Genomic DNA, 13,632 nt, shown 5'->3' with positions numbered 1-13,632 from the left:
CGTCTCTTCCGGGCTGACGCAGGCTGGACCGGCGTCGCATCGGCTCCACGGGGTGGCAAGGCATCCCGGCCGGTGTCGCGGGAGGCGGCCATGGCGGAAGCTTTCGGGATCGACCGGCGCAGTTTGATGGCGGGAGCGGTGGCAGTCGGCGCCGCGGCAGCCGCGCGCGGCGCCAGGGCACAGGAGATACCGGTGATCGATGCGCGGACCGCTCTGATCGTCGTCGACGTCCAGAACGATTTCTGTCCCGGCGGCAAGCTGGCGGTTCCCGGCGGCGACGAGGTCGTGCCGGTCATCAACGCGCTGGCGAAGCGCTTCTCCCATGTGGTGATGACGCAGGACTGGCACCCGGCGGGGCATTCCTCCTTCGCCTCGAGCCATACCGGCAAGCGGCCTTTCGAAGTGATCGCGATGCCGTATGGCCAGCAGGTGCTCTGGCCGGAGCATTGCGTCCAGGGCAGCAAGGGAGCGGAGTTCCATGCCGGTCTCGACATGACGCCGGCGCAGGCGGTGATCCGCAAGGGCTATCGCCGGGAGGTCGACAGCTATTCCGGCTTCGTCGAGGCGGATCGCACGACGCCGACCGGCCTCACCGGCTATCTGCGCGAGCGAGGCATCCTGCGCACGGTCATCGTCGGGCTTGCCACCGATTTCTGCGTCAACTGGACGGCGCAGGATGCGGCGCGGGCGGGTTTCGACGCCTATGTCGTCGAGGACGCCTGCCGCGCCATCGATCTCGAAGGCTCGCTGGCCCGTGCCTGGGCCGAGATGGCGGAGAACGATGTGAGCCGGATCAAGACGGCCGATCTGCCGGGCTGAAGGAGCCGCCTTGTCGCGCACCGAGCGGCTGCTCGATCTTGTCCAGCTCCTGCGCCGCCACCGGCGGCCGGTGTCGGGCCGCAAGCTTGCAGATGAGCTCGGCGTCAGCATCCGCACGCTCTATCGCGACATCGTCACGCTGCAGGGGCAGGGCGCACCGATCGAGGGCGAGCCGGGGCTCGGCTACGTGCTCAAGCCCGGATTCATGCTGCCGCCGCTGATGTTCGGAGAGGATGAGATCGAGGCGTTGCTGCTGGGCTCGCGCTGGGTTGCCGACCGGGCCGATGGACCGCTCGCGCTCGCGGCGCGGGATGCCATGGCCAAGATCGTCGCGGTGCTGCCGCCGGATCTCGCCGGCCGAGTCGACGATGCGGTGCTGATGCTCGGGCCGGGTTCCGCCATCGCCGCCGGCGATACCGTCGATCTTTCGGCCGTCCGCCGCGCCATCCGCTCCGGACGCCGGGCGCGGATCACCTATGGTGACGGCGAGGGGCGGGCGAGCGAGCGCGTCGTCTGGCCGCTGGCGCTCTCCTTCTTCGACCATGTCCGCGTCCTCGTCGCCTGGTGCGAGCTCAGGCGGGATTTCCGGCATTTCCGCACCGACAGGATCGCCGCCTTCGTTCCGTTGGAAGAGCGTTACCCGCAGCGGCGCGCGGCGCTGCTCAAGGCCTGGCGCGAGAAGGAAGGCATTCCGTCGCCCCGGTGAGGGACGCTGCCGGAAATTGGCAGCATCTGATTCTAGCGTTCCGTCCTGTCCACTCCGGACGGATCGCGGGAGCCCACCATGTTCGATGCCCATTTCATCCTGCTGCATGTCGAAAGCCCGGCGGCCAGCGCGCGCTTCTATGCGGATCTCATCGGCCAGCCGCCGCTGGAGCAGTCGCCGACCTTTGCGATGTTCGCGCTGCCGTCGGGGGCTCGCCTCGGCCTATGGTCGCGGCATACGGTCGAGCCCGCCGCCGCAGCGCAGGGCGGAGCTGCAGAGATCGCCATGGTCGCGCCCTCGGCGCAGGCGGTCGATGCGACCTGCGCCGCGTGGAGCGGGCGCGGCATCACGATCCTGCAGCAGCCGACCGATCTCGATTTCGGCCGGACCTTCACCGCGGCGGACCCCGACGGACACCGCCTGCGCGTATTCTGGCCGTCCGAATCCTGAGGCGATGTCGTGACGGGGCATTGGATCGCGGTCGCCTGCGCCACACATGTCCGGCGCGGCGTTGCCGGCGGCTTCATGCAGGTCAATCACGGCAAGGCCGGTCCGCTGCGGAGGATGGAGCCCGGTGACGGCATCGTCTATTATTCGCCGAGCGAGAAGATGGGCCAGCCCGACGGGCTGCAATCCTTCACCGCGATCGGCCGTATCGGGGCAGGCGAGCCGTATCGGGGCGTGATGGCCGCAGGTTTCGAGCCGTTCCGGCGGGACGTGAACTGGTCTTCAGCGCGGCCGGCCCCGATACGACCGCTGCTTCCGGTCCTGCGTTTCAGCGAGGGCGCGCCGAATTGGGGTTACCGGCTGCGCTTCGGCGTGCTTGCGGTGGAGGAGGGCGACTTCGCCACGATCGCGCAGGCCATGGCGGCGCAGCCGGTTGCCGCCGGGCGAGAGTAGGGCGTGCCGCTCCCGGCGGGTTGCAATCCGGCGGGATCGCGTGTATGGCGCACCGCATTCCACATGGGGAGCATCACCTCGACACCGAGGCGTTCCGGTGATCGGCCAGCCTATGGCCGTTTCATTCGCTCCCCAGAGGCTCAACCGGAAGGACACGAACACCATGGCTCTGCCCGATCTCTCCATGCGCCAGCTCCTCGAAGCCGGTGCCCATTTCGGCCACCAGGCTCACCGCTGGAACCCGAAGATGTCGCCCTACATCTTCGGCACCCGCAACAACATCCACATCCTCGACCTGTCGCAGTCGGTGCCCATGCTGCACCGCGCCCTGCAGGCGGTCTCGGACACCGTCGCCCGTGGCGGCCGCGTCCTCTTCGTCGGCACCAAGCGCCAGGCGCAGGATGCCATCGCCGATGCGGCCAAGCGTTCGGCGCAGTACTACGTCAACTCCCGCTGGCTCGGCGGCATGCTGACCAACTGGAAGACCATCTCGGCTTCGATCCAGCGCCTGCGCAAGGTCGAGGAGCTGCTCAACGGCGGCGGCACCGGCCTGACCAAGAAGGAGCGCCTGATGCTGTCGCGCGAGCGCGACAAGCTCGAGAAGGCGCTCGGCGGCATCAAGGACATGGGCGGCACGCCGGACATGATCTTCGTGATCGACACCAACAAGGAGCAGCTGGCGATCAAGGAGGCCCAGCGCCTCGGCATCCCGGTCGCCGCCATCGTCGATTCGAACTCGGATCCGGACGGCATCACCTTCCCGGTCCCGGCCAATGACGACGCCGGCCGCGCGATCCAGCTCTATTGCGACCTGATCGCCCGCTCGGCGATCGACGGCATCGGCCGCGCCTCGGGCGACCAGGGCATCGACGTCGGTGCCGCCGAGGCGCCGGTCGTCGAGGAGGCTCTCGAGCCGGTCGCGGCCGACGGCCAGGTTTTCGAGACGCTGACCGCCCCGCGCGGCGCGCCGGACGATCTGACCAAGCTCTCGGGCATGGGCCCGGACGCGGTGCAGAAGCTCAACGACGGCGGCATCTACCACTTCTGGCAGATCGCGGCGATGTCGCCGGCCGACGTGACCAAGGTCGATCACGACCTGAAGCTCGGCGGCAAGATCGAGCGCGAGGGCTGGGTCGCCCAGGCGCGCGAGCTCGCCGACGCGTAATTAGGCCTCACGATTGCGACGCGTCATCGGCGCGTCGCAATCGGGCTTCTGATGTGATGCCGACCAGCGCCGACGGCCGGAAACGGAGCGTCGGCGTTTCACCATCAGCGGCCTCGCAATGAGATGATCCGCGGCCGGTCACCGGACCTGCGCCGCAACGACAGCAAGGATTTGAGACCATGGCAGCGATCACCGCCGCACTCGTGAAGGAACTCCGCGACAAGACCGGCGCGGGCATGATGGATTGCAAGGCCGCGCTGTCGGCGACCGACGGCAACATGGAAGCCGCCATCGACTGGCTGCGCGCCAAGGGCCTGTCCAAGGCTGCCAAGAAGGCTGACCGCGTCGCCGCCGAAGGCCTCGTCGCCGTCGCGGTGCAGGGCCATGAGGGCGTCGTCGTCGAGGTCAACTCCGAGACCGACTTCGTCGCGCGCAACCCCGAGTTCCAGGCGCTGGCCAAGACCATCGCCGATGTCGCGCTCGAGCGTGGCGGCGATGTCGAGGCGCTGCTCGGCCATCACTATCCGGGTGGCGGCACCGTGCAGGACGCGATCGCCAACGCCATCGCCACCATCGGCGAGAACATGACGCTGCGCCGTGTCGCTTCGCTCAAGGTGTCGTCGGGCGTGATCGGCTCCTACGTCCATGGCGCGATCGCCGACGGGCTCGGCAAGATCGGCGTCATCGTCGCGCTCGAGTCGACCGGCAAGGGCGACGAGCTCGCCATGCTCGGTCGCCAGCTCGCCATGCATGTCGCAGCGACCAACCCGGTCGCGCTCGATCTCGCCTCGGTCGCTCCGGAGGTCCTGGAGCGCGAGAAGGCGATCCTGGCCGAGAAGAACGCCGGCAAGCCCGAGCATGTCCTCGCCAAGATCACCGAGAGCGGCCTGAAGAGCTACGCCAAGGAATATTGCCTGCTGGAGCAGGCCTATATCCATGACGGCTCGAAGTCGGTCTCGCAGGTCCTGAAGGAGATCGAGGGCAAGGTCGGCGCTCCGGTGAAGCTCACCGGCTTCGCCCGTTTCGCGCTCGGCGAGGGCATCGAGAAGGAAGAGCAGGACTTCGCCGCCGAGGTCGCCGCCGCCGGCGGCACCACGGGCTGAGCGACCCGCCCGGACAAAGACGGGCTGACAAGCCCCTGACGAGGTGACAGAAAGGCCGCGCATCGCGCGGCCTTTCTTGTAGGAGGACGAGCCGCCGATCCCCGCGGCCGCCACAATCACGGAGAGACCATCGATGAGACCCAAACGCGTTCTCGTGAAGCTCTCCGGCGAGGCCCTGGCCGGGCCGCAGGGTTCCGGCCTCGATGGCGGCACGCTGGTCGCGCTGGCCGCCGACATCGCCCATGCTTCGCGCGAGGGCGTCGAGGTCGGTATCGTCGTCGGCGGCGGCAATTTCTTCCGCGGCGTGCAGGGCCTCAACAAGGGGCTCGACCGCACGACCGCCGATTCGATCGGGATGCTCGGCACGGTGATGAATGCGCTCGCGCTGGAGCATGCCATCGAGGCGGCCGGTGCGCCGGCCCGCGCCATGTCCGCGGTGCCGATGCCCTCGCTCTGCGAGAGCTATGCCCGCAAGCGTGCGCTCGACCATCTCAGCAACGGCAAGGTGGTCATCCTCGGCGGCGGCACCGGCAATCCGTACTTCACCACCGATACGGGCGCGGCGCTGCGCGCCGCCGAGCTGGACTGCAGCCATCTGCTCAAGGCGACGCAGGTCGACGGCGTCTATACCGCCGATCCGAAGAAGGATCCGAGCGCAACCCGCTACGACACGCTCACCCATGAGGAAGCGATCCGGCGCGACCTCAAGGTGATGGACACGGCCGCCTTCGCGCTGGCCCGCGATGCGCTGCTCACCATCGTCGTGTTCTCGATCGCCGAGAAGGGCGCGCTCGCCGCGGTGCTGCGCGGTGAAGGCCGGGCGACCTATGTGACGCCCTGAGCCGGCGGCATTTCTAGGTTCTGCCCGAGACTTCCGAAGCCCTCGACCCGAGATGCCGCTCCGCGAGGAACGGCATCTCGAAGAATGGGGAGCGCTGAAGACCCGGCGAACTCTCAGTAGGTGCGCCAGATTCCCGGCGTCATCAGCTCGAGCAGATGACCGTCGGGATCGCGGAAATAGAGGCTCCTGCCGCCCCGGTCCCAGTCCATCCGGCCCTCGACGGCGATTTCGAGCTGCTGCAGCTTCTCGTCCCAGGCGGCGAGTTCGCTCTCCTCCACGGCGAAGGCGATATGAAGCGGCCCATGCCCGTCATGCGGCGGAATGCTGCCGCCGGCAGAGGACTGGGTATGCAGCGACTGACCGCGCTGGAACAGCAGCAGGACGCTCTGGCCACCGACATCATAGGCGAACAGCGTCGCGGTCTTGAGCAGCGGCTCGAGACCGAGCTTGGTTTCGTAGAAGGTGCGGGCGCGTTCGAGGTCGTCGACATAGAGCGCGGTCTCGATGATGCGGTTCAGCCGGGGCACGCCGTTTCTCCAAGGCTTTATGCGAACGGGAACTGGCTCGCAGCGGGGCGAGACGGTAATGTGGAGATGGGTGTGCGGGAGGCGGCTGCCAAGCTTGGTTCCAGCCACCCGCCGCGGTTTCCCCGCTTCGGGCGGCTTTCTCCTTGCTCCCGTGCAAGGAAAATGCTGTTCGGACAGGTAAATCTTGACCCTGTGCGGCCTCGCCGCCATGGTCGCGCCGATTTTCGATTATCTGCAAGGTCCTGATTGAAATGGCCCAGACGACGTTCGACCTCGCCGACCTCAAGCGCCGCATGGCTGGTGCCGTGCAGTCCTTCAAGGGCGATCTCGCCTCGCTGCGTTCCGGCCGCGCCTCCGCCAACATGCTCGATCCGATCACGGTCGAGGCCTATGGCGCACGCACGCCGCTGAGCCAGCTCGCCACGGTCTCCGTGCCCGAGCCGCGCCTGCTCAGCGTCCAGGTCTGGGACCGCTCGATGGTCCAGGCCGTCGACAAGGCGGTCCGCGAATCCGACCTCGGCCTCAATCCCCAGACCGAAGGGCAGGTGCTGCGCATCCGCATCCCCGAGCTCAACGAGCAGCGCCGCAAGGAGATGGTCAAGGTCGCCCATAAATACGCCGAGGAGTCCAAGGTCGCGGTGCGCCATGTCCGCCGCGACGGCATCGACATCCTCAAGAAGCTCGAGAAGGACGGCGACATGACCAAGGACGACGCCCAGCGCCAGTCCGACCAGGTCCAGAAGGCGACCGACCAGCACATCGCCGAGATCGACCAGGCGCTGGCGGCCAAGGAAAAGGAAATCCTGCACGTCTGATCCGGCTCCGTCCGTGGACGGGGTGATGTCCCAGTTCGGCCCAGCGAGGCTCATCCGAATGTCATCTGGCCAGCGCGATGCGGGGCGATCGACCCCCAACCATGTCGCCATCATCATGGATGGAAACGGCCGCTGGGCGCAGATGCGCGGTCTGCCGCGGCAGGAAGGCCACCGGCGCGGGCTGGAAGCGTTGCGGCGTACGGTGCGCAATGCCAGTGATCTCGGCATCGCGGTGCTGACGCTCTACAGCTTCTCGACCGAGAACTGGCGTCGGCCCCATGCCGAAGTCAGCTTCCTGATGGGGCTGCTCAAGCATTTCGTCGAGAAGGATCTGGCCGAGCTCGCCGGCGCCAACGTGCAGGTGCGCATCATCGGCAGCCGGCAGGACCTGGCGCCGGAGCTGCGCCGCCTCGTCGAGCATGCCGAGGCGCGCACCCGCGGCAATACCGGCCTCATCCTGGCGATCGCCTTCAACTACGGCTCGCGCGACGAGATCGTGCGGGCCGCTCGCGAGCTCGCCGCTGATGTCGCGGCCGGGCGCATCGATCCATCGGCCATCGACGAGGCCGCGCTCGCCGCGCGGCTCGACACGCGGGACCTGCCGGATCCGGAGCTCGTGATCCGCACTTCCGGCGAGACGCGCATCTCCAACTTCCTGCTGTGGCAGGCGGCCTATGCCGAATTCGTCTTCACCCCGGTGATGTGGCCGGATTTCGACCGCGCCGCCTTCGAGGATGCGCTGGCACAGTACCGGCAGCGCGAGCGTCGTTTCGGCGGGCTCGCGGCTCCGGCAGACCGCAGCGTGGACGTCGCGTGAATGAACCTGCCTCCGCAGCGCCCGGGCCGGGCGCCAGCGAGCTGAAGCGGCGGGTCGTCTCGGCGCTGGTGCTGGCGGCCGCTGTGCTCGCCGTCACGCTGTGGGGCGGCTGGCCGTTCCGTCTGGTCTGGGTGCTGGTCGCCGGCATCGTCGCCTATGAATGGCTCTCGATCGTCAGCCGTGCCAACGCCGTCGCGGCCGGAGCGGGCGTCGCCGTGGCAGGCCTCGCCCTGGCGCTCCTGCCGTTGTCCTCCGCGGCCGTCGTAGGGGTGACGGCCGCGGCCGCGCTCCTCGGTGCCCTGTCGGCTCCCTTCGTCCGGGGACGCCTGCCGCTCGAGCTCTGCGGCGTCGCCTATGCGCTGGCCTTCGCGATTATCACGCCGGCCCTGCGCGACTGGCCGGTGGCCGGCCTCGCGCTGATCCTGTGGAGCTTCGCCGTCGTCTGGCTGACCGACATCGCCGCCTATTTCACCGGCCGGACGCTCGGCGGCCCCAAACTGATGCCGCGCGTCAGCCCCAAGAAGACCTGGTCCGGCGCGATCGGCGGCACGCTGGCGGGAACGGTCGCGGGCGCGCTGATCTGGAGCTGGGCGGCGACCGGCGGGTTCGGCGTGAACGGCCGCGTCCTGGCGGCCTCGCTCGCCGCCTCCGTCGCGAGCCAGGCGGGCGATCTCTACGAATCCGCGCTGAAGCGGCGTTTCGGCACCAAGGATTCGAGCGGACTCATCCCGGGCCATGGCGGCTTCCTCGACCGGCTGGACGGCTACTGGGCCGTGCTGGTCCTCGCGGGGCTCGCTCTTTTCGCCTTCCATATCGAACTCTGAGCCGATGCCGCTTCGCACCGTCACGCTTCTGGGGGCTACCGGCTCCGTCGGCCGCTCCGTCCGGGACGTGGTGGCCGAGAATCCGGAACGGCTGGCGATCGATACCGTCGTGGGCGGCCGGGATGCCGAGGGGCTCGCGCGTGTCGCGATCGATGTCGGCGCGCGATACGCCGCGCTCGCCGACGCCTCTGCCGGCGCGGTGTTGAAGCAGGCGCTGGCCGGGACCGGGATCGCGAGCGGGGCAGGGCGCGCGGCCGTGCTGGAGGCCGTGGCCCGACCGGCCGACATCGTCGTCAGCGCGATTGCGGGGGCGGCGGGGCTGGAGGCGACCTTCGCGGCCCTGACGCCGGGCCGGACGATCGCGCTCGCCAACAAGGAAAGCCTGGTCTGCGCCGGCGAGGCGGTGATGGCGCGCGCGGCCGCCGCCGGCGCGCGGATGCTGCCGCTCGATTCCGAGCACAACGCGCTGTTCCAGGTGCTCGGCCAGGAGCCGCTCGATTCGATCCGGAGCATGACGCTCACCGCCTCGGGTGGGCCGTTCCGGACCTGGAGCGCCGAGAGGATCGCGGCCGCCGGCCCCGAGCAGGCGCTCAAGCACCCGAACTACGCCATGGGTGCCAAGATCACGATCGATTCCGCCGGCCTGATGAACAAAGGGCTGGAGGTGATCGAGGCCCGCTTCCTCTTCGATCTCTTGCCGGACCAGCTGGACGTTCTGGTCCATCCGCAACAGGTCGTGCACGGGCTCGTCACCTTCCGCGACGGCTCGGTCAGCGCCGGCATGGCGGTGCCCGACATGCGGGTCGCGGCGGCACACTGCCTGGGCATCGACGGCCGGCTCGACGCACCGCCGGCGCGCTTCCTCGATCTCGCTGCCGGCGAGCCGCTGAGCTTCGAACGGCCGGACCTGCAGCGCTTTCCGGCGCTCGGGCTCGCCCTGTCGGCGCTCGCCGAAGGCGGCGCCAAGCCCGCCATTCTCAACGCCGCGAACGAGGTCGCGGTCGCGGCCTTCCTTGCCGGACGGATCCGCTTTCCCGGGATCGCGGCGCTGGTCGCCGAGGTCTGCGCGCAGGATGCCGGAGGGGCGAAAGCCCCGCGCGACGTCGCCGAGGCGCTCGCCATTGACCATGATGCGCGACGACGGGCCGCCTCGCTCTTGTCGCAAGCCTCGTTCACTGTCACCTAACAAGAAAGGATCGGGAGAGTTCGATGGAAATCCTGGGGTCGATCGGCAGCGCCGGGCATTCCGTGCTCGTCTATCTGGTGCCTTTCCTGTTTGTGTTGACCCTGGTCGTCTTCATCCACGAGCTCGGCCACTTCCTGGTCGGACGCTGGTGCGGCGTCGATGTGAAGACCTTCTCCATCGGTTTCGGGCGCGAGATTTTCGGCTTCAACGACCGGCACGGCACGCGCTGGCGCTTCGCGCTGATCCCGCTCGGCGGCTACGTCAAGTTCTCCGGTGACGCCGACGTCTCCAGCGCCCCGGACGACGAGGCCGTCAGCCGCATGACGGCGCAGGAACGGGCGCGCTCCTTCCCGGCCCAGTCGATCGGCGAGCGGGCGGCCATCGTGGCTGCCGGGCCGATCGCCAATTTCCTGCTGGCGATCCTGATCTTCGCCGGCTCGGCCTTCATCTTCGGCAAGCCGATGCTGACCCCGCGCGTCGACGAGATCGTGGCCGGCAGCGCGGCCGAGCGCGCCGGCCTGCGGCCTGGCGACCTGGTCATCACGATCGACGGGCAGCCGATCCACAGCTTCTCCGACATGCAGCGCATCGTGCAGACGCGCCCCGACGAGACGTTGTCCGTCACGGTCGAGCGAGGCGGAAGCACGGTGACCCTGCCGGTGACGCCGGCCCTCGTCGAGATGGATTCGCCGCTCGGCAAGCAGCGCATCGGCGTGATCGGCGTGAAGGCCTCGCCGCGGCCGGAAGACTGGACGACGCAGCGGTTCGGGCTGGTCGATTCCGTCAAGCAGGGCGTCACCGAAAGCTGGTTCATCGTCACCCAGACCTATGACTACATCGCCAAGCTGGTGCGCGGCCGCGCCTCGACCGACCAGCTATCGGGCCCGATTCGGATTGCGCAGGTATCGGGCGCCGTGGCGCAGAACGCCGGCCTGTTCGGGCTGATGAATCTCGCCGCGATCCTGTCGGTCTCGATCGGGCTGATGAACCTGTTGCCGGTGCCGATGCTCGATGGCGGGCACCTGCTGTTCTATCTCTACGAAGCGGTTCGCGGCCGCCCGCTGAGCCCGCGCGCCCAGGAGATCGGATTCCGGCTCGGGCTGGCGCTCGTTCTCATGCTGATGCTGTTCGTGACGTGGAACGACCTCGTCCACGTCAAGGGGCTGCTCTGAGCGGCCCCGCCTGCCGCGTTTGCGGCGGAATCGCGGCGGCTCGCGTGGCACCCCGGCAACGAGGTCTTTAAAAATACTTTATTAACGATGATGGCGGTTTGCACCCTGCGGGAAACTTTGTAGAAGCGATTGCACTGCAAATCTCGCCCTGCCGCGATCCCCCAGATTGCGGACCCCTGTTGGGGTGGTGACCAGAGAAATGGAATAGGCGACCCGATGACGTCGACCCAAAAGAGCCGGACGACCAAGGCGCGGCTCTCTCGATCGATCGGACTTTCGGCCCTGATCTTGGCCGTGAGTGGTGGTGTTGCGTTCGCCCAGGCCGTGGTTGTCCACGGCAATCAGCGAGTCGATGCCGAAACGATCCGCTCCTACGCCGTCGGCCGCGAGAATCCGCAGGAGATTCGCGAGAGCCTGCTGGCGACGGGCATGTTCAGCAGCGTCCAGGTCAGCCGACGCGGCGCCCAGACCGTGATCTCCGTCAAGGAGCAGGGCGGCGTCGTCAATCGCGTGGCCTTCGAGGGCAATCGCCGCCTGAAGAGCGAGCAGCTGTCGCAGGTGGTGCAGTCGCGCGCCGGCGGGCCGCTGAGCCAGGCTCTGATCGATTCCGACGTCGAGCGCCTGCGCGAGGCCTATCGCCGCGCCGGCTACGGCCTGTCCTCCGTCAGCGGCCGCATCGCGCCGCTGCCGAACGGCCGCCAGGACGTCGTCTACACCATCAACGAGAGCGGGAAGACCGGCATCAAGTCGATCAACTTCTCGGGCAACAACGCTTATTCGTCGGGCCGCCTGCGCGGGCTGATGTCCTCGAGCGAGATGAATTTCCTGAGCTGGATCAAGACCTCGGACGTCTATGATCCGGACCGCATCAATTCGGATCTCGAACTGATCCGGCGCTTCTACCTGAAGAACGGCTATGCCGACTTCCAGATCGTCAACAACACCGCGCGCTTCGACGAGCAGGCCGGCGGCTGGGTGGTCGACATCCAGGTCGAGGAAGGTCCGCAGTACAAGGTCGGCAATGTCGGCGTCGACTCGTCGGTCCCCGGCGTCGATGCGGGGCGGCTGCAGCGCTATCTCGCCACCTCGACGGGCGACACCTACAACGCCGAGGCGGTCGAGAAGTCGCTCGTCGCGCTGACCACCGAGGTCAATCGCGAGGGCCATCCGTTCGCGCAGGTTCGCCCGCGCGGCGATCGCGATGCGTCGGGCCGCGTGATCGGCATCACCTATGTCGTCGACGAGGGGCCGCGGGTCTATGTCGAGCGCATCAACGTGCGCGGCAACACCCGCACCCGCGACTACGTCATCCGCCGCGAGCTCGATCTCGGCGAGGGCGACGCCTACAACAAGGTCATGGTCGACCGCGCCGAACGGCGCCTGACCAATCTCGGCTTCTTCAACAAGGTCCGCATCACCAACGAGCCCGGCTCGGCACCGGATCGTGTCGTGGTCAACATCGACGTCGAGGACAAGGCGACCGGCTCGTTCTCGATCGCCGGCGGCTATTCGACCTCGGACGGTGCCATCGGCGAGATCTCGCTGTCGGAATCGAACTTCCTCGGCAAGGGCCAGTTCGTCCGCATCGCCGGCACGCTCGGCCAGCGGACGCAGGGCGTCGACTTCTCCTTCACCGAGCCGTATTTCCTTGGCTACCGGGTGGCGGCAGGCTTCGACCTGTTCTCGAAGTACAACGACAACTACAATGTCGGCCGCTTCGAGAGCCGCGTCACCGGCGGTCAGGTGCGGTTCACCTTCCCGATCACGGAAGAATTCTCGGTCACGCCGCGCTATTCGCTCTACGTGACGAACATCAAGATCCCGAACGAGGCCTCGCGTCCCTATAACGACTGTACCTATCCGATCCCGGGCATCACCCCCGGCTATACGTCGGGCCTGCCGGCCGACGCGGTCTACAACTGCGTGACCAACGGCGAAGCCAGCGTCGCGGTCAAGGAAGCCCAGGGCTCGACGCTGACCTCGCTCGTCGGCCTGAACTTCAACTACAACTCGCTCGACAACGTGCAGAACCCCCGCAACGGCTTCGTCGCGGAGCTGAAGCCGGAGTTCGCGGGCGTGGGCGGCGACTCGAAGTTCCTGCGCATCGCGGCCGATGCCCGGTATTATCGCGAGATCTTCGACGACGTCGTCGGCTTCATCCGCGTCCAGGGCGGCCACGTCCAGGCGACCAGCGGCAACCTCCGTATGGCCGATCACTACTTCCTCGGACCGACACTGGTTCGCGGTTTCGCTCCGTCCGGCATCGGCCCGCGCGACGTGCTGAACGATCCCACGGCCAACGCGCTCGGCGGCACGACCTATTTCGGCGGCACGGTCGAGGTGCAGTTCCCGATCTGGGGCCTGCCGCGCGATATCGGCCTGCGCGGCGCGGTCTTCGCCGACGCCGGTACGCTGTTCAACTACGACGGCGGCACCAAGACGGCGCTGGGCAGCTGCCCCGCGGGTTCCGAGGCGAGGGCGTTCAACGTCACGACTGGCGGTGGGCCCTATGGCCAGTCAAACATCGCCTGCGTGCGCGACAAGAACGTGCTGCGCTCGTCTGTCGGCGTGAGCCTGCTGTGGCAGTCGCCGCTGGGGCCGATCCGCTTCGACTACGCCTATGCGCTGAGCAAGGACGACGGCCAGTGGGGCAACGGCCCGTTCGGCTTCGCCAAGTATGGTGGCGACCGCACCCAGGCCTTCCGCTTCTCCGGCGGCACGCGGTTCTGACGGGGCGGGGCTCCGGCCCCGCTTCGG

14 protein-coding genes are annotated in these 13,632 nt (G+C 68.0%); 13 read left to right on the top strand and 1 reads right to left on the bottom strand.

Going from position 1 to position 13,632, the window contains the following annotated elements:
* Positions 1-90 precede the first annotated feature (90 nt).
* The 7 genes from pncA (at position 91) to pyrH (ending at position 5,534) form a co-directional block, all read left to right on the top strand.
* Complete coding sequence (gene pncA, locus BGO20_RS05510; RefSeq protein WP_291662042.1) at positions 91-819, top strand: bifunctional nicotinamidase/pyrazinamidase; 729 nt, start codon at positions 91-93, stop codon at positions 817-819.
* A 10-nt stretch (positions 820-829) separates the two neighbouring features.
* Positions 830-1,525: a helix-turn-helix transcriptional regulator gene (locus tag BGO20_RS05505; protein WP_291662044.1), complete on the top strand. Its 696-nt coding sequence runs from the start codon at positions 830-832 to the stop codon at positions 1,523-1,525.
* A 78-nt stretch (positions 1,526-1,603) separates the two neighbouring features.
* A complete protein-coding gene (locus BGO20_RS05500) occupies positions 1,604-1,975 on the top strand; it encodes a VOC family protein (RefSeq protein WP_291662046.1) in 372 nt (123 codons plus the stop codon).
* 9 nt (positions 1,976-1,984) lie between these two features.
* Positions 1,985-2,425, top strand: a complete 441-nt coding sequence (locus tag BGO20_RS05495; protein WP_291662048.1) for an EVE domain-containing protein — start codon at positions 1,985-1,987, stop codon at positions 2,423-2,425.
* A gap of 163 nt (positions 2,426-2,588) precedes the next feature.
* Entirely contained in the window at positions 2,589-3,590 is a 1,002-nt protein-coding gene (locus BGO20_RS05490; RefSeq protein ID WP_291662050.1) for a 30S ribosomal protein S2, read from the top strand.
* A gap of 179 nt (positions 3,591-3,769) precedes the next feature.
* Positions 3,770-4,693 (top strand): translation elongation factor Ts, encoded by a 924-nt coding sequence (gene tsf / locus BGO20_RS05485; RefSeq protein WP_291662051.1) that lies wholly within the window; start codon positions 3,770-3,772, stop codon positions 4,691-4,693.
* Between the two features lie 133 nt (positions 4,694-4,826).
* The gene (gene pyrH / locus BGO20_RS05480) at positions 4,827-5,534 is read left to right on the top strand and encodes a UMP kinase (RefSeq protein WP_291662053.1); all 708 of its coding nucleotides are present in this window, start codon (positions 4,827-4,829) and stop codon (positions 5,532-5,534) included.
* A gap of 113 nt (positions 5,535-5,647) precedes the next feature.
* On the opposite strand, the gene BGO20_RS05475 is transcribed toward pyrH, so the two are convergent.
* The gene (locus BGO20_RS05475) at positions 5,648-6,061 is read right to left on the bottom strand and encodes a VOC family protein (protein WP_291662055.1); all 414 of its coding nucleotides are present in this window, start codon (positions 6,059-6,061) and stop codon (positions 5,648-5,650) included.
* Between the two features lie 251 nt (positions 6,062-6,312).
* Here BGO20_RS05475 and frr point away from each other — a divergent pair, with 251 nt between their 5' ends.
* The 6 genes from frr to bamA all read left to right on the top strand — a co-directional run bounded on the left by frr (position 6,313) and on the right by bamA (position 13,605).
* Positions 6,313-6,876 carry a ribosome recycling factor gene (frr, locus tag BGO20_RS05470; RefSeq protein ID WP_291662057.1) on the top strand — a complete coding sequence of 188 codons (564 nt, stop codon included), beginning with the start codon at positions 6,313-6,315 and terminating at the stop codon, positions 6,874-6,876.
* A gap of 58 nt (positions 6,877-6,934) precedes the next feature.
* Positions 6,935-7,693: an isoprenyl transferase gene (locus BGO20_RS05465; RefSeq protein ID WP_291662058.1), complete on the top strand. Its 759-nt coding sequence runs from the start codon at positions 6,935-6,937 to the stop codon at positions 7,691-7,693.
* Positions 7,690-8,517, top strand: a complete 828-nt coding sequence (locus BGO20_RS05460) for a phosphatidate cytidylyltransferase (protein ID WP_291662059.1) — start codon at positions 7,690-7,692, stop codon at positions 8,515-8,517. The genes BGO20_RS05465 and BGO20_RS05460 overlap by 4 nt, the downstream gene beginning before the upstream one ends.
* Positions 8,518-8,521: 4 nt before the next feature.
* Positions 8,522-9,703 (top strand): 1-deoxy-D-xylulose-5-phosphate reductoisomerase, encoded by a 1,182-nt coding sequence (gene dxr, locus BGO20_RS05455; protein WP_291662061.1) that lies wholly within the window; start codon positions 8,522-8,524, stop codon positions 9,701-9,703.
* A 23-nt stretch (positions 9,704-9,726) separates the two neighbouring features.
* Complete coding sequence (gene rseP / locus BGO20_RS05450; RefSeq protein ID WP_291662063.1) at positions 9,727-10,875, top strand: RIP metalloprotease RseP; 1,149 nt, start codon at positions 9,727-9,729, stop codon at positions 10,873-10,875.
* Positions 10,876-11,091: 216 nt separating this feature from the next.
* On the top strand, positions 11,092-13,605 hold the full coding sequence (bamA, locus tag BGO20_RS05445; RefSeq protein ID WP_291662065.1) for an outer membrane protein assembly factor BamA: 2,514 nt from the start codon (positions 11,092-11,094) through the stop codon (positions 13,603-13,605).
* Positions 13,606-13,632: the final 27 nt, after the last annotated feature.

Source organism: Allobosea sp. 67-29 (genome assembly GCF_001898115.1).
GTDB lineage: Bacteria > Pseudomonadota > Alphaproteobacteria > Rhizobiales > Beijerinckiaceae > Allobosea.
Note: the sequence above shows the minus strand (reverse complement) of the source record. Positions and strands in the feature narration are given on the sequence as shown.

What these genes read in the sequence shown, in the direction of transcription:
- tsf (WP_291662051.1), top strand. Translation starts at nt 3,770, where the DNA reads ATGGCAGCGATCACCGCCGCACTCGTGAAGGAACTCCGCGACAAGACC.
- rseP (WP_291662063.1), top strand. Translation starts at nt 9,727, where the DNA reads ATGGAAATCCTGGGGTCGATCGGCAGCGCCGGGCATTCCGTGCTCGTC.
- BGO20_RS05465 (WP_291662058.1), top strand. Translation starts at nt 6,935, where the DNA reads ATGTCATCTGGCCAGCGCGATGCGGGGCGATCGACCCCCAACCATGTC.
- bamA (WP_291662065.1), top strand. Translation starts at nt 11,092, where the DNA reads ATGACGTCGACCCAAAAGAGCCGGACGACCAAGGCGCGGCTCTCTCGA.
- BGO20_RS05490 (WP_291662050.1), top strand. Translation starts at nt 2,589, where the DNA reads ATGGCTCTGCCCGATCTCTCCATGCGCCAGCTCCTCGAAGCCGGTGCC.
- BGO20_RS05500 (WP_291662046.1), top strand. Translation starts at nt 1,604, where the DNA reads ATGTTCGATGCCCATTTCATCCTGCTGCATGTCGAAAGCCCGGCGGCC.
- frr (WP_291662057.1), top strand. Translation starts at nt 6,313, where the DNA reads ATGGCCCAGACGACGTTCGACCTCGCCGACCTCAAGCGCCGCATGGCT.
- pyrH (WP_291662053.1), top strand. Translation starts at nt 4,827, where the DNA reads ATGAGACCCAAACGCGTTCTCGTGAAGCTCTCCGGCGAGGCCCTGGCC.
- pncA (WP_291662042.1), top strand. Translation starts at nt 91, where the DNA reads ATGGCGGAAGCTTTCGGGATCGACCGGCGCAGTTTGATGGCGGGAGCG.
- dxr (WP_291662061.1), top strand. Translation starts at nt 8,522, where the DNA reads ATGCCGCTTCGCACCGTCACGCTTCTGGGGGCTACCGGCTCCGTCGGC.